21 protein-coding genes are annotated in these 25,341 nt (G+C 42.5%); 8 read left to right on the top strand and 13 right to left on the bottom strand.

The annotated features are described in order from the left end of the window. Positions 1–32: 32 nt before the first annotated feature. From AKG39_RS04435 to AKG39_RS04400, 8 genes are all read left to right on the top strand, one after another. Complete coding sequence (locus AKG39_RS04435) at positions 33–740, top strand: ABC transporter permease (RefSeq protein ID WP_050739152.1); 708 nt, start codon at positions 33–35, stop codon at positions 738–740. Beyond that, positions 724–1,440 (top strand): ABC transporter ATP-binding protein, encoded by a 717-nt coding sequence (locus AKG39_RS04430; protein ID WP_050739151.1) that lies wholly within the window; start codon positions 724–726, stop codon positions 1,438–1,440. The genes AKG39_RS04435 and AKG39_RS04430 overlap by 17 nt, the downstream gene beginning before the upstream one ends. Before the next feature lie 197 nt (positions 1,441–1,637). Then, the gene (locus AKG39_RS04425) at positions 1,638–2,678 is read left to right on the top strand and encodes a chorismate-binding protein (protein WP_050739150.1); all 1,041 of its coding nucleotides are present in this window, start codon (positions 1,638–1,640) and stop codon (positions 2,676–2,678) included. Positions 2,679–2,715: 37 nt separating this feature from the next. Continuing rightward, the gene (locus tag AKG39_RS04420; RefSeq protein WP_050739149.1) at positions 2,716–3,783 is read left to right on the top strand and encodes an ABC transporter ATP-binding protein; all 1,068 of its coding nucleotides are present in this window, start codon (positions 2,716–2,718) and stop codon (positions 3,781–3,783) included. Then, the gene (locus tag AKG39_RS04415; RefSeq protein ID WP_050739148.1) at positions 3,770–4,615 is read left to right on the top strand and encodes an ABC transporter permease; all 846 of its coding nucleotides are present in this window, start codon (positions 3,770–3,772) and stop codon (positions 4,613–4,615) included. The genes AKG39_RS04420 and AKG39_RS04415 overlap by 14 nt, the downstream gene beginning before the upstream one ends. Beyond that, on the top strand, positions 4,612–5,391 hold the full coding sequence (locus tag AKG39_RS04410; RefSeq protein ID WP_050739147.1) for an ABC transporter permease: 780 nt from the start codon (positions 4,612–4,614) through the stop codon (positions 5,389–5,391). Before AKG39_RS04415 ends, AKG39_RS04410 begins: the two co-directional genes overlap by 4 nt. Positions 5,392–5,502: 111 nt before the next feature. Beyond that, on the top strand, positions 5,503–6,540 hold the full coding sequence (locus AKG39_RS04405; protein ID WP_050739146.1) for an ABC transporter substrate-binding protein: 1,038 nt from the start codon (positions 5,503–5,505) through the stop codon (positions 6,538–6,540). Positions 6,541–6,704: 164 nt separating this feature from the next. Then, complete coding sequence (locus AKG39_RS04400) at positions 6,705–7,943, top strand: MFS transporter (protein WP_050739145.1); 1,239 nt, start codon at positions 6,705–6,707, stop codon at positions 7,941–7,943. 152 nt (positions 7,944–8,095) lie between these two features. Here the strand turns inward: AKG39_RS04400 and AKG39_RS04395 are convergent, their stop codons facing one another. From AKG39_RS04395 to AKG39_RS04335, 13 genes are all read right to left on the bottom strand, one after another. Further along, positions 8,096–9,319, bottom strand: a complete 1,224-nt coding sequence (locus AKG39_RS04395) for a chloride channel protein (RefSeq protein WP_050739144.1) — start codon at positions 9,317–9,319, stop codon at positions 8,096–8,098. A gap of 202 nt (positions 9,320–9,521) precedes the next feature. Beyond that, the gene (gene ilvB / locus AKG39_RS04390) at positions 9,522–11,183 is read right to left on the bottom strand and encodes a biosynthetic-type acetolactate synthase large subunit (RefSeq protein WP_083439406.1); all 1,662 of its coding nucleotides are present in this window, start codon (positions 11,181–11,183) and stop codon (positions 9,522–9,524) included. 34 nt (positions 11,184–11,217) lie between these two features. Continuing rightward, positions 11,218–12,882: a dihydroxy-acid dehydratase gene (gene ilvD / locus AKG39_RS04385; protein ID WP_050739143.1), complete on the bottom strand. Its 1,665-nt coding sequence runs from the start codon at positions 12,880–12,882 to the stop codon at positions 11,218–11,220. Between the two features lie 102 nt (positions 12,883–12,984). Continuing rightward, complete coding sequence (gene leuB / locus AKG39_RS04380) at positions 12,985–14,046, bottom strand: 3-isopropylmalate dehydrogenase (protein ID WP_050739142.1); 1,062 nt, start codon at positions 14,044–14,046, stop codon at positions 12,985–12,987. A 39-nt stretch (positions 14,047–14,085) separates the two neighbouring features. Further along, on the bottom strand, positions 14,086–14,574 hold the full coding sequence (leuD, locus tag AKG39_RS04375; protein ID WP_050739141.1) for a 3-isopropylmalate dehydratase small subunit: 489 nt from the start codon (positions 14,572–14,574) through the stop codon (positions 14,086–14,088). Positions 14,575–14,589: 15 nt separating this feature from the next. Further along, complete coding sequence (gene leuC, locus AKG39_RS04370) at positions 14,590–15,861, bottom strand: 3-isopropylmalate dehydratase large subunit (RefSeq protein ID WP_050739140.1); 1,272 nt, start codon at positions 15,859–15,861, stop codon at positions 14,590–14,592. Positions 15,862–15,912: 51 nt separating this feature from the next. Next, on the bottom strand, positions 15,913–17,502 hold the full coding sequence (gene cimA, locus AKG39_RS04365; protein WP_050739139.1) for a citramalate synthase: 1,590 nt from the start codon (positions 17,500–17,502) through the stop codon (positions 15,913–15,915). Positions 17,503–17,705: 203 nt separating this feature from the next. After that, positions 17,706–19,235, bottom strand: coding sequence for a 2-isopropylmalate synthase (locus tag AKG39_RS04360; RefSeq protein WP_050739138.1), 1,530 nt, complete (start codon positions 19,233–19,235; stop codon positions 17,706–17,708). A gap of 116 nt (positions 19,236–19,351) precedes the next feature. Then, complete coding sequence (ilvC, locus tag AKG39_RS04355) at positions 19,352–20,344, bottom strand: ketol-acid reductoisomerase (protein WP_050739137.1); 993 nt, start codon at positions 20,342–20,344, stop codon at positions 19,352–19,354. A 616-nt stretch (positions 20,345–20,960) separates the two neighbouring features. Further along, the gene (locus AKG39_RS04350; protein ID WP_050739136.1) at positions 20,961–22,097 is read right to left on the bottom strand and encodes a DUF362 domain-containing protein; all 1,137 of its coding nucleotides are present in this window, start codon (positions 22,095–22,097) and stop codon (positions 20,961–20,963) included. Between the two features lie 61 nt (positions 22,098–22,158). Continuing rightward, the gene (locus AKG39_RS04345; RefSeq protein WP_479714961.1) at positions 22,159–22,617 is read right to left on the bottom strand and encodes a nucleoside deaminase; all 459 of its coding nucleotides are present in this window, start codon (positions 22,615–22,617) and stop codon (positions 22,159–22,161) included. Positions 22,618–22,684: 67 nt separating this feature from the next. Next, the gene (locus AKG39_RS04340; protein WP_050739134.1) at positions 22,685–24,526 is read right to left on the bottom strand and encodes a bifunctional metallophosphatase/5'-nucleotidase; all 1,842 of its coding nucleotides are present in this window, start codon (positions 24,524–24,526) and stop codon (positions 22,685–22,687) included. 176 nt (positions 24,527–24,702) lie between these two features. After that, the gene (locus AKG39_RS04335) at positions 24,703–25,332 is read right to left on the bottom strand and encodes an ECF transporter S component (RefSeq protein WP_050739133.1); all 630 of its coding nucleotides are present in this window, start codon (positions 25,330–25,332) and stop codon (positions 24,703–24,705) included. Between the last annotated feature and the right edge of the window lie 9 nt (positions 25,333–25,341).

Below are 25,341 nucleotides of genomic sequence, written 5' to 3'. Positions count from 1 at the left end.
TATCTCCCGGGATTTTATACATGGAGAATAAAATGGAATATATCATTAATGGTTTCGTGGAAGCATTTCGACTCCTTTTTTCCTTTGACCCGGAAATAATACAAATCGTTCTTTTATCCCTTTTTGTTTCCTTTTCATCGACCCTGTATGCGACAATCATCGGCGTCCCTTTGGGGATTCTTCTCGGCATCACAGACTTTAAAGGAAAGCAAATTGTATCGCGTTTACTTTATACTTTTATGTCCTTTCCGCCTGTTGTCATTGGTTTGTTTACAGCACTTTTTCTTGCCCGCTCAGGCCCTTTTGGACAATTCAAGCTGATGTATACTACCACTGCCATGATTGTAGCACAAACCATTTTAGTAACCCCAGTAATCATGGGCATTGTTTTCAATAATGCCACCACCAGTGGTTATGAGGTTGTTTTGACTGGAAAAACTCTGGGCGCCGGCAAACGCGATACACTTTTTTTATTAATTGCCGAGCTTAAAGGTACCATTATGATTGCTCTAGTCACTGGTTTTGGCCGGGCTATTTCTGAAGTGGGAGCGGTGATGATTGTGGGCGGCAACATTAGGGGTTTTACCCGAGTTATGACCACTTTCATAGCCATGAATAATAATATGGGTGAATACAGCACGGCCATTGCGATGGGAATTATTCTGATGACCATTTCCTTTATCACCAATTCCATTTTATATAAATATATCATAGGGGATGCCAATGAATATCGAGACTAACAACCTGATTAAAACCTATAATGATAATACTGTTCTTAATTTAACCCAGGGATACAGCCGCCTTATTTTTGAGTCCGGAAAAATTAACGGCATTCTGGGACCCAACGGATCCGGAAAGACAACCCTGATGAAGATCATGGCCGGACTCATTCCCCAAACCCAGGGCGAGGTTTTATATGATGGCCATCCGGGAAACGATGATACGCCAATGGCGATCACCTATTCCAGCCACCGACCGACCCTTTTTTCACGATCGGTTTATGAAAACATTGCCTATCCTTTAAAGATTCGAAAATATCCCAAAGCTGAAATCCATACTATCGTAACTGAACTGTTGAATGAATTTGAACTTTCTGATATTCAAAACCATAATGCAAAAAAACTTTCCGGCGGCGAATCCCAGAAAACAGCCCTTGCCCGGGCACTTTCCTTTTCCCCTAAAGTAATTTTTCTGGATGAACCGACTGCCAACATTGACCCGAAAAATATCCGACTAATGGAAACAGCCCTTCTTAAACGAAAAGAAACCCAGGGTCTGACGGTTATTATCATTACCCACAATTTAAGCCAGGCTTTCAGGCTTTGCGATAAACTTACCTTTCTGGACCAGGGGATCTGTCGTTTTTCCGGAATTCCCCAGGGATTAATTGAATCTTCAGACTCAATCATTCATGATTTTATTTCCTTTAACACACTTTAAAACCCTATATTTTCTCCAAATATCTCCCCGTTACAAGTCTGTTTAAATTGCATATTAAATTAAAACGTGATAAAATAAACATCATTTCATAAGAAAAATCGCCTCGCTCGGGTAGTTGTATTCAAGTCTTTCCTCCACCCTATGGAGAGACTTGAAACTTCTTAGTATAGGCAAAAATACCACAAGCAGGTGAGACCATGTTAATTAAAAAAATAGATACCAATCTAGACAGTTTTGAATTATTTGCATTGTTTAAAAAGGAGCCTTTTGTCTTTTTCCTGGATAGCGGCACTAATCATCAAAAGCTCGGAAGATATTCCTTTATTGGATGGGATCCTTTCGTTGTATTTAAAAGCAGCCATAACAATATTAAAATAACACAAAATGCCATTTACTCAGAACATATTGGGGATCCCCTAAAAAAATTAAAAGAAATATTATCGCTTTATCATTCAGAGTATCAAACTGAAATTCCTTTTATCGGCGGAGCGGTTGGTTATTTAGGTTATAATCTGTGGCATCAACTCGAACAGCCACCCTGGCCTCTGGACAATTCAGACATCCCGGATTGTTATTTTGGCCTATATGATGGTATCATCATTATTGATCATCTGCATGACAAAGTTTACATTTCAGCTTTAGGAATCAAAGATACTGAAGAAAACACTGTGTTGGAAATAGAGCAAAAAATAAAAACAACACCTAAAAACAAACTCACCATGCCTTTTTCAAAAAATAGAAGGATTTTAAATTTAAAATCAAACTTAAAAAAGGGTGACTATTTAAAGGCTGTCCGAAAAATCAAAGACGGCATTCAATCCGGTACTATTTGTCAGGATCATATCATTCAGAGATTTGATTGTAGCTTTAATGAAAATCCCTTTAATCTTTATGAAAAGCTCAGGAAAATAAATCCTGTGCCCTTTTCAACCTATATGGATTTTGGTGACGGTCAAATTTTAAGCAACTCTCCGGAACGGTTTATTCATATCGAAAACAAGCTGATAGATGAACTCGAACCAACCCAACACGGTGTATACGCCAGTTCGATTGGATATATTGGTTTTAATGGCGGAATTGATTTGAATATTGCCATTGAAACCATTATTTGTAAAGATCAAAAGGTCTCCTTTCAAGTTGAAAGCAAAATTGTTTTTGATTCTGATCCTGAATTGGAACATGAGCAAGCCTTAAATAAGGCAAAAGCATTTATCAGAACTATTGAAGCTGAAGCATAACAATTTATAATAGATAAAATTTCGGAGGTTTTATGACTTGAAAGATAATGAAAGCAAAAAAATAATTGTAATTAACGATTTGATCAAAACCTACGGGGATAAAACGATTATCGATAATATTAATTTTCATATTCATCCAAATGAATTTTTGACCATCCTTGGTCCCAGCGGTTGTGGAAAAACTACTCTTCTTCGGATGATCGGCGGGTTTGAAACCCCGGATTCGGGTGACATCCTTTTTGATGGCAAATCCATTATCAAAACCCCTCCAAATAAACGTCCCATTAATACGGTCTTTCAAAAGTATGCCCTTTTTCCGCATTTAAATGTTTATGACAATGTCGCTTTTGGTTTGAAAATTCAAAAAAAATCAAAGGATGAAATAGAACCCCTGGTAGCGGAAATGCTGCGCATGGTAAACCTTCAGGGCCAGGAGCAGCGGGATGTTAATTCCCTTAGTGGCGGTGAACAGCAACGGGTTGCCATTGCCAGAGCTTTAATCAATCATCCCAGAGTGCTGCTTTTAGATGAACCCTTAGGGGCATTAGATCTAAAACTACGAAAGAATATGCAGCTTGAGCTTAAAAGCCTTCAGAAAAAAACAGGGGTGACCTTTATTTATGTGACCCATGATCAGGAAGAAGCCATGACCATGTCCGACACCATCATCATCATGAATCATGGACGCATCCAACAAATTGGTTCCCCGGTGGATATTTATAATGAACCCAGAAATGCTTTTGCCGCAGATTTTATCGGTGAAAGCAATATTATTGACTCAATTATGGTAAAAGATTGCCTGGTGAAAATCCAGGGGGTGGATTTTCAATGTGTGGACAAGGGTTTCCACGAAAAAGAGGATGTCTTAACGGTTATTCGTCCCGAAGACATTGAGATTCTTAAACCAGGCGAGGGCCTTTTGGATGGCACTGTCGAATCGGTGACCTTTCTGGGAATGCATTACGAAACGATTATGAGCTCAGGTGAAAACCAATGGCTGATTCAGACCACCCGGAAGCTTGAACCCGGTGATAAAATCAGTATTTGGGTTGACCCCGATAATATCCACATTATGAAAAAGGAACGCCGCCATGAAATCATTTAAAGAATATATTGCCTACCCTTACGGCATCTGGATGCTTGTTTTTATTGCGGTTCCCCTGTTGGTTGTTGTCTGGTTCAGCTTTTTATCCAATCCTGATTTTAAAATGGGCGAGTATGTCTTTACCCTTGAAAATTATCAAAACTTCATGGATCCACTTTATTTAGAGCTTTTGTACCGATCCTTTATTTATGCACTAATTGCCACACTCATTTGCTTTTTGATTAGTTATCCCCTGGCCAGTCTTATCATTACCTTACCCGAGCATCGGCAAAATACCATGATTTTGTTAATGATTTTACCGATGTGGGTAAATTTTCTGTTAAGAACCTATGCCTGGATGGTTCTGCTGAGCAACAATGGCATCATATCAAATTTTTTGGATTTTTTGGGTTTTACAAACATTCCGTTGTTATACACCCAATGGGCGGTTATCTTAGGCATGGTATATAATTTTTTTCCTTTTATGCTCCTGCCTATTTATACCGCTATGAAAAAAATAGATCCTGATCTTCTTCGGGCAGCATCCGATCTCGGCGCCAATCGGTTTCAGCTCTTTACCAAAGTTAAATTTCCTTTGAGCATGCCCGGGATTGTTTCCGGAAGTATGATGGTTTTTATGCCAGCTGTGAGTACTTTTGTAATTTCCAACCTCCTGGGCGGTGGCAAATATATGCTTATCGGTAATCTTATTGAGCAACAATTTCTCACTCTGAATAATTGGAATTTTGGTTCTGCTATTTCCATGGTGCTCATGGTTCTGATATTCCTGGTGCTGGGAATTGCCCGATTGATCACCGGAAAGGAAATTGATACCGGAGGCCAAGTCCTATGAAGAAATTTTTTCGAAATGCGGTCTTTGCTCTGGTACTCCTGTTTTTATATGCGCCCATTCTGGTGCTGATTATCTATTCGTTTAATGATTCCAAAATTATGGGTTCCTGGTCTGGCTTTACTTTAAAATGGTATGCCATGCTTTTCAAAGATCGTTATATTCTCGAGGCATTATATTACACCATTGTCGTAGCGCTGGTGGCCACCACTGTTTCCACCATTGTGGGAACCCTGTCGGCAATTGGAATTTACAATATGCACAGTAAACGCAGGAAACCCTATTTGTTTATGAACAATATTCCGGTATTAGTTCCTGACATTGTTATGGGGATCACACTGATGTCCCTGTTTATCTTTATTTCCATTAAAATGGGGCTTACCACTCTGATTATTGCCCATATCACCTTTTGCATTCCCTATGTGATTTTGGCGGTATTACCACGATTTAATCGACTTCCGGAAAACATATTCGAAGCAGCACTGGATCTGGGTGCCACTCCCAAACAAGCCTTCTGGAAAGTGCTCTTCCCGGAAATTCTTCCCGGTATCACCTCCGGGGCTTTAATTGCCTTTACCCTGTCCATTGACGATTTTGTCATCAGCTTTTTCACCACCGGAAATTCGGTGACCAATTTATCCATCACCATCTACTCCATGGCAAAGGCAGGAATCAATCCTAAAATCAATGCTCTTTCCACTATTATGTTTGCCTGTATTATGATCTTACTGATTATAATCAACATTCGAAGCGGAAGATCCGTCAAACAGACCCCTTGATCGATTAATATACACAATTGGAATTGTTTATATTAACCTCTAATAGGGTAGAAAGACATTATATTGTATCATTCACAATTATCTATTATTGATTCATTAAAAGGAGATAAAATGAAAAGAATTCTGGTTGTTTTTTTATTGTGTATTCCTCTGTTTCTCGGTGGATGTGCCGGAGATGACCGGCCGGTTCTCAGTGTTTACAACTGGGGTGATTATATTGACCCTGATCTCATTGCACAATTTGAGGACGAATTTGACTGTCGGGTGAACTACGAAACCTTCACTTCCAATGAAGATCTGTATGTTAAGCTTAAAAACTCCACTGATACCTATGATGTTCTTGTTCCCTCTGATTATATGATCGAACGTTTGATTAATGAGGATATGCTGCGTCCCATTAATAAAGACAATGTCCCTAACCTATCCATCATCGAACCCCAGGCTTTAAACCTTCCCTTTGATCCTGAAAACACTTATTCGGTGCCTTATTTCTATGGTGTATTAGGAATTCTTTATAATCCTGAAATGGTTTCAGATCCGGTGGACAGCTGGGACATTCTTTGGAACGATAAATATGCTTCCAAGATTTTAATGTATGATAGTATCAGAGACAGTATGGGAGCCTCGCTTTCCCGTTTAGGCTTTTCGATGAACGAAACCTCCGAGGCCAACATCAATGCCGCCAGAGATGCCCTCATCAAGCAAAAACCACTGGTAATGGCCTATGTTACCGACAATGTTAAAAACCTCATGGCCACCGATGGCGCTGCCATGGCCCTGGTTTATTCAGGCGATGCTGCTATTGTTATGGATGAAAATAACAAGCTGGCCTTTGCTGTGCCAAAAGAAGGTTCAAATGTCTATTATGATAATTTTGTTATTCCCAATAATTCTAAAAACCCTGAGTTGGCAGAATCTTTCATCAACTATATGTTAACCCCTGAGATTGCTGCTCGAAACATGGAATATGTCGGGTTTTCGGCACCAAATCCCCAGGCAATTTCTCTAATGGATGATAACTGGAAAAATAACACCGCCTTTAATATACAGGTTGATGATCTGGCCCGCAGCGAAATTTTCGTTGATCTGCCTAATAACATTTTGGAACTATACAATAAAGCATGGACTGAAGTGAATGTTTCAAAATAGTTTATGACTATTGCACCTGAAGAGTCCCATGACAATGAAGCTTTTTAGGTGTTTTTTTATTGGATTTTTTTTATCTCTTTCCTATAAACTTGTTGTTAAATATGGTACAATTCAACGGTATTACTGTAATTATTAATAGGTAATTATTGAATGAAGGAGCTTGCATGACAACAAACACAATAACTACGACACCACATGAAAACAATCCCCACTGGAGACCTCAGATCACCCTTTTTCTTATGGGTCAAACAATTTCGCTGTTGGGTTCAGCCATTGTTGCCTATGCGATTATCTGGTATGTAACCTTAACCACTGCATCGGGTTTTATGATGACTGTTTCAACTTTATGCAGCTTTCTTCCCCAAATACTGGTTTCACTTTTTGCCGGTGTTTGGGCTGACCGCTATAATCGAAAGCTTCTGATTATGTTGGCGGATATTCTCATTGCTGTTGCAACCTTTATTCTGGCGGTTTTATTTTTTATGGGTTACCAGGAACTCTGGCTCTTATTTTTAGTTTCCGGCATCCGTTCATTAGGCGCCGGTGTTCAAACTCCGGCGGTGAACGCTTTGATTCCCCAGCTGGTACCGGAAGACAAACTCATGAAAATTAATGGTATCAATGGCAGCATCCAATCCTTAACCTTTATTGCCGCCCCGGCTATCAGCGGCGGATTGCTGGCTGCTTTTTCCCTGGAGTATACGTTTATCATCGATGTTACCACCGCCATCATTGCTGTGGCGATCCTTTACTTTATCCCTATTCCCATCCATGAAAAAGCCTTGAAAAAAAATAAAACCCCGGCTTTAGAGGATTTAAAGGAAGGTCTCAATTATATCAGGCAGCACAGCTTTATTAAAATTCTTTTCATTTACTATGCGGTCATCATGTTTTTTATCACCCCGGCTGCATTTTTAACACCACTTCTGATTACCCGAACCTACGGCAGCGACGTCTGGCGTTTAACCATTAACGAAGTTTTTTTCAGTGGCGGCACCATGCTGGGCGGGGCAATTATTGCTATCTGGGGCGGCTATAAAAGGCGCATCAAAACCATTGCTCTAGGATGCTTTGCCTTTGGCCTCGCCGTTACTTTCATTGGTTTGGCTCCGAATTTCACCTTGTATATCTTTTTTATTTTTCTGTCTGGATTGGCGATTCCCTTTTTATCCGCACCCACCACGGTGCTTTTACAGGAGCAGGTAGAGACGGATATACAGGGACGGATTTTCAGTATCCTGCAGCTCGTCGCAACCACAGCTTTGCCCCTGGGGATGATGATCTTTGGACCTCTGGCGGATTTCATCGAAATTAGGCTGATGCTGGTTTTTAGCGGACTGATTATGTCCGTCTGCGGATTGCTGGTTATAAAAAATAAAACCTTAAATAAAAATCAATTGTAAAATAAACGCTATTTGTCGGCAAACATTTTTGCGGACATTTGTTTATCTTTGTGTGCTGTAAACAAAGGCCATTATTTTTGGCTGTATACCTTTTGACTATACAGCTACCCAAATAATGGCCTTAAAATTTTCGGGTTTAGAATTCTTTAGCGCTAGATTTCTCGCAAAAATTTTGGTACTGGAATAGCGCCACCAATGAATGCACCGATTGTCATTGGAATAATACCATTGATGGGAAAGCATAAAAGAAGCAGTAAAACAACCGCCAATGGTTTCCTTAAAATAGCACTCGTAAGTGCTGCGGTTACCACCGCTACACAAAAGATCGGATCGATGGGCAGGAAGATCGCAATGGCATAACCGATGGCAGCCCCTGAAAAAATGACAGGAAAAATATGTCCGCCTCGCCATCCCATTTCGATACAGATATTTCCTATCAGTAATTTCACAATTCCGGTTACAAAAAGTAATACGAAACCCATGTTCTGCCAGGTCGTCATGAGCTCGGTCATTTGATGTTCACCGGAAAACATGGTGTAGGGTAGAATAATTCCCACGCCGCCAAGAATTACCCCAGCCAGAACAGCATTAAGCACAATATAATTTTTTATCGGTCGAATAGCTACCTTAACCAGACGTTTGAAGACGAAATATAACATACCGATACAACCGCCTACTAATGCCAGCGGTATCGCGGAAACCCATTCGATGCCACCGGTGTTTTCAATGGGTGGAAATTGGCCCAAACCGGGAGTGCCTCCGAAAATCGAGGATAACAGGTTAAAGGCACCAAATCCGGCAATTATACCAATAAAATACATGAGCATTTTTTTATTTTTGGGGATCACAGGTTGTTGGTTTTCATCTTCAATCTGATTGAAAAATCCAAATAAGGGCGATCCGAAAACAATACCGACGGTAGCTGCCATTCCAATCTTGGCAATTTCATCAATTTCTGAAAAGGCAAACCTGAACTTGTCTGAAAACCAAAAACACAGCCCGACAATGATCCCTGCAAGTCCTGCTTCCGGGCCGATGCAACCGCCAAAAATAAGTGGCATCAGCGCTGCAATCCCAATGATGTGAAGGTTATTATAAGGTATTTTTTCACCTGCTTTGACCTCTGCCATTATGTCACTTAATTCCCGGGGATATCGGCCAAATCGTTTTTCCCAGAAACCAATGAGAACGCCACCGATGGCGCAGACCACCAGAGGATAGAATACAAAATTAAGTCGGGTGGGAATAAGATACCATAATAGATCTATGCCGACATTCATTGTAAAAAGCAAGATCCAGGTGACGCCACCAATAACGCCGCCCAAAACTCCGACAACTAAACTCATGAAGAATAATCTTTTTATTTTAAGCCACATTACTTATTCACCTCTTTCTATGAAACATTTTTTATAATTATATCCCGCTTCCACCTAATAATCAATTTAAAACAAGTGGAAATCTTTGTGCTTTATAGTTAATAAAATTCATCTTGCGCAATGGCATTATTTCAAGAAAACTAATTAACTGATAAAAAAACCAACCTGATATCTATGCCTATCAAGTTGGGATTCGTATTAATTATTCATAATAAATTTCATCAATGGCGCATCCCGCCGGAACAATGGGATAAACCCCTTCTTCGTTGGAGATTTTCACATGCACCAGTAAAGGACCTTCCTGATCTTTGATTTTTTCAAGAACATCTGCCATTTCTGCCATGGTGGTTACCTTATAACCGGGAATGCCGCTGGCTGCTGCCAGCATCAGATAATCCGTGCATTGGACAATATCGGTTTCGGCATAGCGCTTTTCGCTAAACAGCTTCTGCCACTGCCTGACCATTCCCAGAGCTTCATTGTCAAAAAGAAAGATTTTTATTGGAATCTTGTACTTACTCACAGTGATCAGTTCCTGACAGTTCATCCGGAAACTGCCATCTCCGGCAATTAAAAGTACATCACTGTCGGGATTTGCCAGTTTAACACCCATAGCAGCCCCCAGGCCATAGCCCATGGTACCCAACCCTCCTGAAGTGACGAACTGTGCCGGTCGTTTCACGTTCCAGTATTGTCCTACCCACATTTGATGCTGTCCAACTTCAGTGACAACATAGGCTTCAGGATATGCCGCGTTAATTGTGTTGAGAATATTTTTAGGATTATAAGCGTTTTGGATTTTGCAGGGAATTATCCAGTTTTTAATCTTTTCATACCATTCCGGATATACTTTTTTCTCGATTCCCTGAGTAAGCAGCGGCAACACATCTTTAATATTCCCCTGTATTTGAATTTCGGCAGGAATATTCTTGGCAAATTCGGTGGGATCCACATCAATGTGGACAATTTTCTTGTTTCGCACAAAGGCATTGCAGTTTCCGGTGACACGATCACTGAATCGTGCCCCAATGGCAATGAGTAAATCTGAATTGATCACCGCTAAATTGGTTTCCTGAAAACCATGCATGCCAACCATCCCCAGGGATAATTCGTGATCTCTGGGGATGCCGCCTAAACCCATCAATGAATTTGCCACGGGTACTCCAGATTTTTCTGCAAATGCCAGAAGCTCTTCACTTGCTTTGGATTTGAGAACACCTCCACCCGCATATATCACAGGATTTTTTGCTGCCTTGATAGCGGCAATCGCTTCTGCTATTTTATCCTCATTGAGTTTTGGATGGTTCTGTTTAAGTTTTGGAATGTCCATCCACTGATAGTCTGTTTTTGCCATAAAAATATCTTTTGGGATATCAATGACAACCGGCCCGGGTCTTCCTGATTGAGCGATAACAAACGCCTCACGAATTGTATCCGCCAATTTTTCAACCTTGGTTACCAAATAATTATGCTTGGTGATTTCCATGGTCACGCTGGTAATATCAATTTCCTGGAAGGAATCCTTTCCCAGCAGTGGTGAAGCAACCTGGCCGGTGATAACAACCAGTGGTACTGAATCCAAATAGGCATTGGCAATACCGGTAATGGCATTGGTTGCTCCGGGGCCTGAAGTTGTAATAGCCACACCGACAGTACCGCTGGTTCGTGCATACCCGTCGGCTGCATGGACACCATTTTGTTCATGACAGGGTCCAATTTGTGTAATGTTATGATCCAATCGGTAAAAAGCATCAAATAATGGAATAACAACACCGCCAGGGAAACAAAATACATACTTGATTCCCTGCTCTTCCAAACAACGAACCGTAATTTCGGAACCCATTAACAAATCTTTATTTTTCAAATTCTCACTTCCTTCCTAATATTATTTTTGAGTTTTATTTTTCAAACACTGCGCCGGTAGAGGCAGAAGTAACCAATTTACTATATCGCGCTAAATAACCGGTTTTAATCTTAGGCTCCTGAGGAATCCAGGCAGCTTTTCGTTCTTCTAAAACAGCATCATCCACCATTAACTTTATCGAACGGTTGGGAATATCAATGGCAATGAGATCACCTTCTTCAACAAGGCCAATCGCTCCCCCGGCAGCTGCTTCGGGTGAAATATGGCCAATGGCCGCACCACGGGTAGCGCCGCTGAATCGGCCATCGGTAATCAGCGCGACGTCCTTATCCAAACCCATGCCGGCAATGGCCGAGGTGGGAAATAACATTTCCCGCATACCCGGACCGCCTTTGGGACCTTCATAACGAATGACGACAACATCACCTTTGACAATTTTTCCCGCTTTAATGGCGCTGGTTGCGTCTTCTTCGGAATTAAAGACCCTTGCCGGTCCCTGATGTTTTAACATCTCGGGTGCCACAGCCCCCTGTTTAACAACCGCGCCATCTGGGGCTAAGTTACCAAAAAGTATGGCTAAACCGCCGGTTGGACTGTATGGATTATCCAAGGTCCGAATGACCTCTGGGTTTTTATTGGTTACACCCTGAATATTCTCAGCAATGGTTTTGCCAGTCACCGTCATTAAACTGTCATCAATAAGATTTCCATCCGCTAAGGTTTTCATTAATGCCTGAATACCTCCGGCATAATATAAATCTTCAAGATGATGTTGACCTGCCGGTGCCAATTTACATAAATGAGGGGTTTTAGCTGAAATTTCATTGACCTCATCCAGATTAATAATGACTCCTGCTTCATAGGCAATAGCCGGTAAGTGGAGGATACTGTTGGTTGAACATCCCAGTGCCATATCACAGGCCAGAGCATTCTTAAAGTTAGCTTCCGTCATAATATCTCTTGGTCTGATGTTTCGTTCCAGCATTTCCATGACTTGAATCCCAGCTTTTTTTGCCAGACGGACTCGTTCCGCAAAAACTGCGGGGATGGTACCGTTTCCAGGAAGACCCATACCCAGTACCTCGGTTAAACAATTCATACTGTTGGCGGTAAACATCCCTGAGCAGGAACCGCAACCGGGGCATACCGAATCTTCATATGATTTGAGCTCGTATTCATCAATTTTCCCGGCATTATAGGCACCAACTGCTTCAAAGGCAGTATTTAAATCAGTGTCTTTTTTCCCAAATGACTTTCCGGTTAACATGGGACCACCGCTGATAACCACTGCCGGAATATTGAGTCGTGCCGCTGCCATAAGCATTCCCGGAACAATCTTGTCACAGTTTGTAACAAGAACCAAGGCATCAAAGGCATGGGCTGTGGCCATAATCTCAATGGAGTCGGCAATGAGCTCCCGGGAAGCCAGAGAATATTTCATTCCCACATGTCCCATGGCAATACCGTCACAAACCGCTATCACAGGAAATTCAATGGGTGTGCCTCCGGCGATTCGAACCCCCTCCTTAACTGCTTTGGTAATGGTATTTAAATGAATATGTCCCGGTACAATCTCATTAAATGAATTAACTATCCCAATTAATGGGCGTTCCAGTTCTTCATCAATATAACCCATGGCTTTAAATAAAGAACGTTGCGGAGTTGTTTCAACTCCTTTTTTTACACGATCACTTTTCATTTGATATCCTTTCTTATCCATACTTTTCATAGGTAATTGCGAAACTGCCGTATGCTTCGCTGCCAGTTTCGCAATTATCTGACATTCTTTACTGCGTGAAGCTTAGAGGTTTTCCATAACCCGCTGACCCATTTCGATGGTTCCGACCAAGGTCGTTCCTTCGGTATAAATATCTCCGGTTCGATAGCCTCGGGCAAGTGTTTTCTTAACTGCCGCTTCGATGGCGTCGGCTTCTTCGATTAAGTCCAGGGAATAACGCAGCATCATGGCTACGGATACAATCGTCGCAATGGGGTTGGCTTTATCCTGACCGGCGATGTCCGGTGCTGAACCATGGATGGGTTCGAACATTCCGAATTTTCCATCTGCCATACTGGCTGAAGGAAGCATGCCGATAGATCCGGTGATCATACTGGCTTCATCGGATAAGATATCGCCAAACAGGTTTCCGGTTACGATGACATCAAATTGTTTGGGGTTAATCACCAGTTGCATGGCAGCATTATCCACATATAAATGGTTGAGTTCTACTTCAGGAAAATCCTTGGAAACTTCGATTACGATACTTCTCCAAAAACGAGAAACTTCCAATACATTGGCTTTATCGACATTGGTGACCTTTTTGTTACGCTTCATGGCAATGGTAAATGCTGTTCTGGCAATACGAAGCACTTCCGGTCTGCTGTATTTCATAATGTCCCAGGCGGCAAAATCGCCATCCCGACCTTTTTCACCAAAATAAATACCGCCGGTGAGTTCACGCACCACCATCATATCCAGTTCATCTCCGATAATTTCAGGTTTTAAGGGACAGGCATCTTTTAGTTCTTGATACAGAATCGCAGGTCTCAGATTGGCATAAAGGCCCAAACTTTTTCTAAGTCCCAACAGTCCGGCTTCTGGACGTTTGTCGCCAGGAAGATTATCCCATTTAGGACCTCCAAGGGCTCCCAAAAGAACGGCATCACTGGCTAAACAAATATCAACGGTTTCCTGGGGCAGTGGGTTGTCACAGGCATCAATGGCAACACCTCCGGCAAGAACCTCGGTATAATCAAAGGTATGATCGAATTTTTCGGCAATTTTATCAAGGACTTTGGTGCTGACCCCAACGATTTCTGGTCCAATACCATCTCCGGGTATTACGGCTATTTTATAATTCATAGGCTAACTCTCCTTCTTAATTTTAAATTATTTGGGTTTCTATAGTTTTTTGTTAATGCTGTTGACCAAGCCGCCGGCTGCTATGATTTTTTGCATGAATTCCGGGAAAGCCTGGCCCTGGTAGGTTTCATTTTTGGTAATATTGGTAATGAGGCCGGTGTCAAAATCTACTTCAACTTCATCCCCGGCTTCTATCTTAGCCGCAGCTTCCGGACACTCTAAAATCGGTAAGCCAATGTTAATGGCATTTCGGTAAAAGATGCGGGCAAAATCAGTTGCGATGACACAGGAAATTCCTGCGGTCTTAATGGCAATGGGAGCGTGTTCTCTTGAGGAACCGCAGCCAAAGTTTTTGCTGGCAACCATAATATCCCCATCCTGGACATTTTTAATAAAATCAGCGTCGATATCTTCCATACAATGTTTAGCCAGTTCCTGGTGGTTGCTGGTATTCAGGTACCGTGCCGGTATGATAACGTCGGTGTCAACGTTGTTGCCATATTTAAATACTTTTCCTTTTACTTTCATAGCATCTCCTTGATCCTATAATTTAGGTAATTCGCTGGGATCGGCAATCCGGCCTAAAATAGCAGAAGCTGCCGCCACTTCAGGGTTTGCCAGATAAACTTCTGAATCCACATGACCCATGCGGCCTACAAAATTACGGTTGGTGGTTGCCACACAACGCTCACCGCTGGCAAGAATGCCCATATGGCCGCCTAAACAGGGACCACAGGTAGGCGCGCTTACCGTCGCGCCGGCTTCGACAAAGGTTTTAAAATAACCCAGTTCCATACACTGCAGGTAAATTTTCTGGGTGGCCGGAATAATCAGAGTGCGGATGCCTTTGGCAACTTTGCGGCCTTCAAATATTTTTGCGGCCTTGGCAAAATCTGATAAACGGCCATTGGTACAGGAACCGATAACGACCTGATCGATGATCACCGGTTCGGTGATTTCGTCGGTTGTTTTGGTGTTCTCCGGTAAATGCGGGAAAGCAACGGTTGGTTTGATGGTTGATAAATTAATTTCAATGGTTCTTTCGTATTGTGCATCTTCATCTGCTGTATAGACAGTGAATTCTTTTGATGAATGGGCCTTGATGTAATCAATGGTTTGATCATCAACAATGAAGATGCCGTTTTTGGCACCGGCTTCAATGGCCATGTTCGCAATGGTAAAACGGTCATCGATGGTAAGATTGGCAATCCCTTCCCCGACAAATTCCATGGATTGGTACAGTGCCCCATCCACACCAATCATACCGATGATGTGAAGAATGACGTCTTTCCCGGACACATATTGGTTCATTTTTCCGGTAATATTAAATTTTATGGCTGCTGGTATTTTAAACCAGGCTTTTCCGGTGGCCATACCGGCAGCCATATCGGTACTCCCAACCCCGGTTGAGAATGCGCCTAACGCCCCGTAGGTACAGGTGTGAGAATCTGCACCAATGACTAAATCACCGGCAACCACTAATCCCTTTTCGGGAAGAAGAGCATGTTCAACACCCATTTCGCCGACTTCAAAGTAGTTGGTAATATCTTGTTCTCCGGCAAACTGACGCATCATCTTACATTGTTCTGCGGCTTGTATATCTTTATTTGGAGCAAAATGGTCGGGGACCAATGCCACCTTATCTTTATCAAAAACGGTTTTAGCATTAATGCCTTTAAATACGTTTATGGCCACTGGTGCGGTAATATCATTTCCTAGCACGAGATCTAGATCAGCCATAATTAAATCCCCTGGTTTTACCTCACTTAACCCTGCATGGGCTGCTAATATTTTCTGAGTCATTGTCATTCCCAATGTCACTCATCTCCTTTTTATATCTTACTGAATTCTGTGGGAATCAGTTCGTTATCTGCTGTCAGACTGCCGCTCCATATCATTTAAAAGCTTATACTCAATGGAATCGATGAGGGCAATTAAACTGGCTTCGATAATATCCGTGGACACTCCCACATTTGACCAGATATCCTGGCCATCCGAACTTTCAATGAGCACCCTGACCTTGGAGGCGGTGGCTGATTTTGAGTCAATGACCCGAACTTTAAAGTCCGTCAGGCGGACGTCGCGAATGTTGGGATAGAAAACTTCCAAGGCTTTTCTCAGAGCCTTATCCAATGCGTTAACAGGTCCATCGCCTTCGGCGGCATTGATTTCCGACTGACCGTCAACGTTGATTTTTACCACCGCTGATGAACTCAAGGCTTCTTTATGATGAGGCTGCTCGCCAATGGTTTTAAAGTCTTCCAGAGTGAAAAAGGGTTTGTATTTTCCCAACTCCTTAAGAATCAGAAGTTTCACGCTGCTTTCGGCACCTTCAAACTGGTAGCCCTGGTATTCAAGTTCCTTAATCCGATCCATGACCCGGGTGGTTTCCTCTGATTTCTTGGTGAGACTGGGATCCACTTCGTTGATCAGCTGAATAATGGTGCTGCGGCCCGAAACCTCTGACATCAGAATTCGCCGTTCATTCCCCACCGCTTCCGGTGGAATATGCTCAAAGGACTGAGGGTTTTTCATGACCGCATCAATGTGCATCCCACCCTTATGGGCAAAGGCTGATTTCCCGACAAAGGGTTCCCGGCCGCTGAGCACATAATTTGAGATTTCGGCAATCCGAATGGCGGAGGAGGTAAGTTTTAGTAATTCTTCTGACGCCAGGCAATGATATCCCATTTTCAGTTGAAGATTAGGGATGATTGAGGCCAGATTGGCATTGCCGCAACGTTCACCATAGCCAAGGAAGGTTCCCTGGACCTGACGAACGCCGGCCTGAACCGCCATAATGCTGTTTGCTACAGCCATCCCACTATCATTATGACAATGAATACCTAATGGAATAGCCAACTTTTTTCGAACGTCTTTTACTATTTCTGCTATTTCAAAGGGCAGCGCCCCGCCATTGGTGTCACAAAGTGCCAGACAATCGGCTCCGCCGGCCTGGGCTGCCAGTAATGCTTCAATGGCATAAACCGGATCCGCCTTATAGCCATCAAAGAAATGCTCGGCATCAAAGGTCACTTCTTTTCCCATCGCTTTCAGATAAGCCATGGTATCTTCAATCATGCGAAGATTTTCTTCCAGCGTTGTTTTAATAATATCGGTTATATGAAAGGTCCAGCTTTTTCCAAATATGGCCACCGCCGGGGTTTGCGTCTCAAGAATAGCTTTCAGATTGGCATCCTCTTCAACTGAAATTCCACCCCGACGGGTGCTCCCAAAAGCCACCAGCTTGGCGTGTTTAAGCTGTAAGCCTTTAATGCGATTAAAGAATTCAATATCTTTGGGATTTGAACCAGGGTTCCCGGCTTCAATATAATCCACGCCAATTTTGTCCAGGGTTTCCATAACGCGCATTTTATCTTCCACAGAAAAGGAAATTCCCTCTGCCTGGGCACCATCCCTTAAGGTCGAATCAAAAATCAATATTTTTTCAGACATTGCGATCCTCCTATATTAAGTTTCTAATAGCTAATTGCCAAACTACCGTGAGCTTCGCTGCCAGCTTACACGAAACAATTTTTCCACTTTACGTCGGACACTCTTCGAGATGTCCGCCTCAACGTTACAAAATTGTTTGTGAAAACTGCCATCAAAGCAACCATTGTTCCATGTTTACCAATTTCGCAATTGCCTATAAGTTTCTAAGCTTTTTCCTTTTGTGTTTCCTGGATATAAAGCATTTGGTTCACGGCATCCACAAATGCCTTTAAGCTGGCATCAATGATATCGGTACTTAAACCCCGACCATGGTAAAAGTGGGTTCCGTCGGAAATTTTTACGTGGGCTTCGCCCTGGGCATCGGTGCCATCAGTTACGGCTTCAACACCGTAGTCAATTAAGGTTAACTCCTCGTCAACTAAAACGCCAATGGCTTTAAATCCGGCACTGATGGGACCATCTGCCAGGGATACCCCTTCGATGAGGTCGCCGTTTTTCCTTAAACGAATGGTCGCTGCGGTCGAAATGGTATTTCCGGTGCTGATGATAAAACGATCCAGGGAATAAACCGCGGGAATGGCCAATTGTTTTTGTTCCACCAGGGCCAGAATATCTTTATCCGAAATATCCTTTTTCTTGTCTGCCAACACTTTAAATTGATTAAAGAGCTCCACCACTTCGTCGGAAGTGAATGTGTAGCCAAGCGATGAAAGCTTGTCCACAAAAGCGTGCTTGCCGGAGTGTTTTCCAAGAACCATTTTATTTTGTTTTAAGCCAATGGATTCCGGTGTCATAATTTCATAGGTTTCTTTGTTGGCCATCATACCATGCTGATGAATCCCTGATTCATGGGCAAACGCATTTTCGCCAACAATGGCTTTATTAGGTTGTACCTTAACGCCAATTAACTTGGATAACAACCGGCTGGAACGGTAGATCTGAGTGGTATCGATATTGGTATCCGCCTGATAGATATCGTGACGGGTTTTTAATGCCATGACAATTTCTTCCAGTGCCGCGTTTCCGGCCCGTTCCCCGATCCCATTGACGGTACACTCAACCTGTCCCGCTCCTGCCTGAATGGCTGCCAGGCTGTTGGCCACTGCTAATCCGAGATCATCGTGAACATGAACGGAAATAGTCGCTTTATCGATGTTTGGCACATTATGTCTGATTGCTTCAATGAATTTAAAATGCTCGCCCGGGGTTGTATATCCCACGGTATCGGGAACATTAACCACGGTAACCCCTTCGTTTATCACACCTTCCAAAACCCGATATAGAAATTCTGGCCGGGTCCGCGATGCATCCTCTGCCGAGAATTCGACTTCACCGCAAAGATTTCTGGCAAATCGAGCCATTTTTACCGCTTTTTCCAAAACTTCCTCTGGGGTCATGCGCAGTTTATACTCCATATGGATATCGGAGGTTGCCAAAAAGAAGTGAATCCGGGGGTTTACCGCACCTTTTAAGGCCTCATAGGCAGCGGTGATATCTTTTTCTGTGCTTCTTGCCAAACTTGCCACGGTGGCATTTTTAATTTCATTGGCAACCAGACGAACAGATTCAAAATCTCCAGGAGATGCAATGGCAAATCCCGCTTCGATGACATCAATTTTAAGACGTTCCAGCTGTTTCGCCATCTCTAATTTTTCTTTCAAGTTCATACTGCAGCCCGGTGATTGTTCCCCATCCCGAAGGGTGGTATCAAATATTTTAATAATTCTGCTCATTGCATCTCCTCCTATTTATTTATAATTTATAACAAATTTTCGTATTTTTTTTACAAAAAAGGGCAGAAGGTCTTCTGCCCTTTTTTAGTGTTTCTATGTTGTTATGCTACGATGAATTATTTCTTAATCCATGACATCATGGTACGAAGCTCAGCGCCAACTTTTTCGACCTGTGTTTCAGTTTCTATTCTGCGAACAGCATTGAAATATGGACGATTCGCCTGGTTTTCAAGGATCCAGTTACGGGCAAAAGTACCATCCTGAATATCTGAAAGAATACCCTTCATGGCTTTTTTAGTTTCGTCGGTAATGATTTTGCTTCCGGTTATATAATCCCCGTATTCAGCAGTATCACTGATGGAATAACGCATGTAGCCTAAACCACCCTGTACCACTAAATCAATGATTAATTTCATTTCGTGAACACATTCAAAGTATGCGCTTTCTGGCTGATAACCTGCTTCAACCAAGGTATCAAAGCCAGCTTTCATTAGAGCTGTTACGCCTCCGCAAAGTACCGCTTGTTCGCCAAATAAATCTGTTTCGGTTTCTTCTTTGAAAGTTGTTTCAAGAATACCTGCACGGCCTCCGCCAATGCCAGATGCATAAGCAAGTCCGATATCATGGGTATTGCCGGTTGGATCCTGATAAACTGCAATAAGGTCTGGAACGCCTCGACCTTCCTGATATTGACTTCTGACAGTGTGTCCAGGGCCTTTTGGGGCAATCATGAAGACATTGACGTCTGCCGGTGGTTTAATCTGTCCGTAATGGATGTTAAAACCATGGGCAAATGCAAGATAATTTCCTGGTGAAAGATTTGGTAAAATGTTTTCTTTGTAAATCCCTGCCTGTAATTCATCAGGAAGAAGAATCATAATGATATCCGCTGCTTTGGTTGCATCGGCTGCAGTCATTACTTTAAGTCCTGCGGCTTCTGCTTTAGGCCAGGATTTACTTCCTTCATAAAGACCAACCACAACATTAACACCGGATTCTTTTAAATTCAGGGCATGGGCATGTCCCTGGCTTCCGTAACCAATAATAGCAACGGTTTTTCCGTCTAATAACCCCAGATTACAATCCACATCATAAAATAATTTAGCCATTTGTTAATTTCCTCCTTGAAATGTTTTCAAACTTCTTATTATATAAAATCACTTCATAGTGATTATTATATGCCGTTTCTTTTTGTTATTACTAAAACGTCAAAAAATCCACCTCTGAAAACAGAGGCGGATAAGTTATCCACGGTACCACTCTAATATGAAATAAACCTCACGGTTATTTCCTTATCTGGTCTGAATGCACAGAGCACTCCTAACCATAGTCATTTAACGTTGACAATCCTCAAAGGATACGGCTTTCCCTACTGGCTTTGTAAACTTTCAGGTCAGCAGCTCGCAAGCGAGTATTACATACCACCGAATTATTGGAATCACACCACTCTCCAACTCTCTAAAATTCAGTTATTGGTATCTTTCTCTTGGTCATCGCTGTTCTTTTATTATTTTTGTCATTATATCTATTTATTTTGGCTTTGTCAATCAGAAAACACGAAAGAAATTATGATATCGGTTACTGTTTTTCTTATCATATTTTTTTAAAGGTTTGGCCGCTTGTTCTGATAACCGATTGAAACCTACTCAGCTGGATATCCGAGATTATTCCGGGTAATGATAATCAATTAAGTTGCCAAGCCAATTTATGCGAGTTCACAATAGTTTATACTTCGACGATCTCGTAGTCTTTGTTGCCCAAACCTATTTTTACCCCATGGTCAATGCATACTTCCCAGTTGGTATCCGGGTGGGCAATGGTAAATCGGTCCTTATTTTCCGGGTCATGAACGTGTTGATGTTCAATCTGACTTTCCAGATAACTACCCTTAATAATCGGGGCCTTATTGCAGGCATCCGCACAGGCCATATCCAGGGCTACCGGATCAAGGGATGCAAAAATACCCACATCCTGGATAATGGGCATATCATTTTCCACATGGCAGTCACAATTAGGGGAAACATCAATCACAAAGCTGACATGAAACTGAGGACGTCCATTAATGGTGGCTTTAGTGTATTCGGCAATTTTTTTGTTGAGAATATCATTGCTTTCGTCAAAGGGTGCTGAGATCGCATCAAACGGACAGATCCCCATACAGCGGCCGCAGCCAACACAGATATCGTGATTGATGCTCGATTTGCCATCTTCAGGGCTAAAGGAAATGGCATTAAAGGCACAGATCTTCGCGCAGGCATTGCAGCTTCGACATTTTTTCGCTTTCACAAAAGGTTTGCCTGAAGAATGCATTTCCATTTTACCCCGTCGCGAACCGGCTCCCATGCCAATATTTTTCAGGGTTCCGCCAAACCCGGTATTTTCATGGCCTTTAAAATGGGTCATGGAAATTAAAACATCGGCATCCATAATGGCCCGGCCAATTTTCGCTTCGGTGATATATTCGCCGCCTTCTACAGGAACCTCCAGATCATCGGTGCCCTTTAACCCATCGGCAATGATCACATGACAGCCGGTGACAAAAGGATTATACCCATTTTCATAAGCCGCATCCATGTGTTCAAGTGCGTCTTTCCGACGACCCACATACAAGGTATTGCAATCCGTTAGAAAGGGTTTCCCACCCTGATCTTTGACAATATCCACAATAACCTTAGAAAAGTTGGGTCGCAAGTAAGCAAGATTTCCCGGCTCACCTAAATGAATTTTTATAGCGGCAAATTTATTTTCAAAGTCAATCTCACCCAAGCCCGCTGCCAATACGAGCTTTTTCAACTTTTGCAAAATATTATTGGACCCGGTGGTTCTCAGGGTAGTAAAATATACTTTTGATTTTTCATTCATTTTTTCGTCCTCCTAATGTTTAATGATTCTAGTTTAACACACAAGACGGGTTTTAAAAACTTTATCGCTTCTTTTGGAAGAATTCTTTCAAAAGCTCCTCGCAGGTCTTTTCACAAATCCCGGCATATATTTCCATATGTTTGGGAAGCATCGGGTGTTGTCCCAATTGTGCCGTGGACTCTACCCCGCCAAATTTTTTCTCAGTGGCACCGTATACCAGCTTTGGAATTCTGGCCTGGATAATGGCTCCCATGCACATAGCACAAGGTTCAGCGGTAACAAAGAGACCGCAGTCATCCAACCGCCATCGCCCCAGTTTTTTTGCCCCCTGTCGAATAACCAGCATTTCCGCATGGGCGGTGGGGTCACCCAGGCATTCTTTTTGATTATGGGCCTTTGCAATAACCAAACCTTGACATACTAAAACTGCTCCAATGGGAACCTCGCCCATTAAAGCTCCCAACCTGGCCATCTCAATGGCCAGGTCCATGTATTTCTGGAAGTTTCCCGGTTTAAAAATTTTGCACCTCCTTAATTATTTCCCCAAATTGGTAAAAGCAAAAGTGCCGTGAGCTTTACAATTACCTTTATTTTTTCAAATTGATAACTGCATTTTCAGAAAATAACACTTCCAATAACACCTTTAACAAACCTGACTCCCTAACTCCGGTTTTAGGATTATTTGAACTTTGTTTTTGTTCTGGCTTCACAGGTTGAGGCTTTGGAACGGGTTCAGGCATTCTTGCTTCGGTGATATTTGAATTATTAATGGCATTTAGCAATCGTTCATTCCCGGTGCCCTGCAAATATCCGGTGAAGGCCTCATCGCAGGCTGCATATTCATTCATTTCATCAGCAGCTTTTAACTCCGGATAATCAGAACTGGTCGCCAGATAATTATTGCAGGCCACGGTATACATCTGACCGGCATCCAAATCAATGCCGCCAATTTCTGCCGAATACACCCGGTCTCCTTTTGGTTTTGAAAGATCATATTGGGCCTTGATGCCACCCCATTGGAGATAACTGCCGCTATAGGATGGCCAGGAATTATCATTTTTATCCCTGGCAATTTGATCATTCACACCTATTTCAATGCTGGTTTCCAACATACTCAGAATATCTGCCCCTGACACTTTTTTAGTGACAAGATAATTTCCGAATGGTAAGACATCAATCACCTGGCCCATGGTTATATCCCCGGCGGCGATTTCAGCGCGAATTCCCCCGGCATTTTCAACGGCAATATCCGCTCCGGTTGTGAAAAGATAACTGTCCGTAAGCACCCGTCCCAGATTCAATTCCCCCAAACGAACATCTTCCCAGATATTACCTGTATTGCCTCCGAGTTTTACCGGAGTATTTCCAATCACCTCATCTTTAATGGGCTCCTCTTCAGCTTCAAGTGCCGCAATCAGATTAGCCACTGTTTCATCTGCGGGAATGAGATCATCAGTTGCCTGGGCCACGCTTGTCAAAGTCGCCACCTTACTTTCCACAGTGTACGTCGATTCAACGGCCTGGATCGCAACGGGCTCATTTTTCTGGGTCACTGCTGTTTCTTCTGTAAACTGAACATCATTTTCTTTTATGGTAATCTCGACTTCGCCCACGGCACTGGAATAACATCCAGTCTGAACAATCAATGCTCCGTTGACTTCCCGGTTTTCAACATCGTGGGTGTGTCCGTCAACAATCACATCAATCCCCGATACCGCCTGGGCAATGGCGTCACTGCGCATCAGTTCTCCACCGTTTGAATCCCCGATATGAGTCAGCGCCACAATCACATCACAACCCTGTCCTTCAAGGGTCGCAACCAACTCTTTGGCGGTTGCAACGGTAGTTTCCCGATTTCCAAAGGTCAGTCCGGCAACATTGGCCGGGGCGGTGGCTGAATAAATATCCGGACTGATCAGTCCAAATACCCCAATTTTAATAATTTTTCCATCAATATTTATTTCTTTTATTAGGTAGGGATCTTCGAAAAACGGGTTTCCTGAATCCGTATAGGAAACATTTGCGCCCAGTATCTTTGTCTTTGCGGCTGTTCCCAGTTCCAGCAATCGTGAACTGCCATAATTAAAATCATGATTGCCCGGGGCCATGGCATCATAGCCAACTGCAGCCATCAGCTCGGCAATGCTCCCACCCTCTTTTATGGTAGCAAAAGACTGTCCGTGAAAAATGTCCCCGGCATCCACCGTAAGATCGGGATTTTCCCGATTGATGATGGTTTTCAGCTTGGCAAAACCAATGGTTTGATTCACGCTGTAAGTATACCGTGAATGGGTATCATTGGTGTGAATAATTTTCAAATTTATGGTGCTGTCATCGTTTACGGTAGCACCGAAAACCGATGATCCCATCACGCCAAATATCATCAGGATCATCAGCAACCAAACCAGGACCTGTTTTATCTTTTCCATTTATTCTCCAATTCACCTTAAATTTCAATTCCGGCTTCATTATATATTTTTTTTCATTTTATGCAAAGCAAAATAAGCATTGTTTGCGATTTTGATATAAAAAAACTGTTTCCAAATTTAAATTCAGAAACAGTCTCACCGTCAGTATGATCTTATTTTAAGATTAATTATTTTTCTTATTCCAATGTCGACGCGTTTGTGTATTTTATCAAAACCTTGCATATAGCAATGGTCAGAATCCCGGCAACAATGGCCTCTGGAATCCCATTGACGGCAATAACCGAGATGATCACACCATAAAGCGTTGAGAGAGGAACATTTTTTGCCTGGGCATAGCTTTGACCAAAAAACAAATAAATAAAACTCATTACCAATAAAGTATTTGTGAGGGATCCGCCAACACCTGCAACACCCAGTGCCAGGACATCATTATCCTTAACTTTTTTCATGCCCCGATAAATATAGTAAGGAACGATTCCCACTAAAATTCTCGGCAAAAAAACAATGACCAAGCTCCAAAAATTTCCGGAATAGGTTCCCAGAGAATAAAAGGGTGTAAAAACAAAGGATGTGACCGTGGGATTAAACGTATTATTGAGCAGGCTTGTCAGCCCAAAAACAAAGCCAAGAAACCCCCCATACTTTGGTCCCAGCAGAATACTGCCGATAATGACAGGAATGTGAATAATGGTAGCCCGGGTGAAACCCAATGGAATGTAGCCTAAAAATGGAGTTACCGCCATAAGCACAATAATAGCTACAAAAAGAGAGACTTTGACCAAATCGCTGGTCTTTGTGTTTTTCATTTAATTCCT

It is taken from the genome of Acetobacterium bakii, from assembly GCF_001263355.1.
In the GTDB taxonomy this organism is placed as follows: domain Bacteria; phylum Bacillota; class Clostridia; order Eubacteriales; family Eubacteriaceae; genus Acetobacterium; species Acetobacterium bakii.
Note: the sequence above shows the minus strand (reverse complement) of the source record. Positions and strands in the feature narration are given on the sequence as shown.

Bases quoted from the DNA above. Each gene is read 5' to 3' on its own strand.
- AKG39_RS04360 (WP_050739138.1), bottom strand. From the start codon at position 19,235: ATGAGCAGAATTATTAAAATATTTGATACCACCCTTCGGGATGGGGAA.
- ilvD (WP_050739143.1), bottom strand. From the start codon at position 12,882: ATGAAAAGTGATCGTGTAAAAAAAGGAGTTGAAACAACTCCGCAACGT.
- AKG39_RS04400 (WP_050739145.1), top strand. From the start codon at position 6,705: ATGACAACAAACACAATAACTACGACACCACATGAAAACAATCCCCAC.
- ilvC (WP_050739137.1), bottom strand. From the start codon at position 20,344: ATGGCTAAATTATTTTATGATGTGGATTGTAATCTGGGGTTATTAGAC.
- leuB (WP_050739142.1), bottom strand. From the start codon at position 14,046: ATGAATTATAAAATAGCCGTAATACCCGGAGATGGTATTGGACCAGAA.
- AKG39_RS04430 (WP_050739151.1), top strand. From the start codon at position 724: ATGAATATCGAGACTAACAACCTGATTAAAACCTATAATGATAATACT.
- cimA (WP_050739139.1), bottom strand. From the start codon at position 17,502: ATGTCTGAAAAAATATTGATTTTTGATTCGACCTTAAGGGATGGTGCC.
- AKG39_RS04405 (WP_050739146.1), top strand. From the start codon at position 5,503: ATGAAAAGAATTCTGGTTGTTTTTTTATTGTGTATTCCTCTGTTTCTC.
- AKG39_RS04435 (WP_050739152.1), top strand. From the start codon at position 33: ATGGAATATATCATTAATGGTTTCGTGGAAGCATTTCGACTCCTTTTT.
- leuD (WP_050739141.1), bottom strand. From the start codon at position 14,574: ATGAAAGTAAAAGGAAAAGTATTTAAATATGGCAACAACGTTGACACC.
- AKG39_RS04410 (WP_050739147.1), top strand. From the start codon at position 4,612: ATGAAGAAATTTTTTCGAAATGCGGTCTTTGCTCTGGTACTCCTGTTT.
- AKG39_RS04395 (WP_050739144.1), bottom strand. From the start codon at position 9,319: ATGTGGCTTAAAATAAAAAGATTATTCTTCATGAGTTTAGTTGTCGGA.
- AKG39_RS04335 (WP_050739133.1), bottom strand. From the start codon at position 25,332: ATGAAAAACACAAAGACCAGCGATTTGGTCAAAGTCTCTCTTTTTGTA.
- AKG39_RS04340 (WP_050739134.1), bottom strand. From the start codon at position 24,526: ATGGAAAAGATAAAACAGGTCCTGGTTTGGTTGCTGATGATCCTGATG.
- AKG39_RS04350 (WP_050739136.1), bottom strand. From the start codon at position 22,097: ATGAATGAAAAATCAAAAGTATATTTTACTACCCTGAGAACCACCGGG.
- AKG39_RS04415 (WP_050739148.1), top strand. From the start codon at position 3,770: ATGAAATCATTTAAAGAATATATTGCCTACCCTTACGGCATCTGGATG.
- AKG39_RS04425 (WP_050739150.1), top strand. From the start codon at position 1,638: ATGTTAATTAAAAAAATAGATACCAATCTAGACAGTTTTGAATTATTT.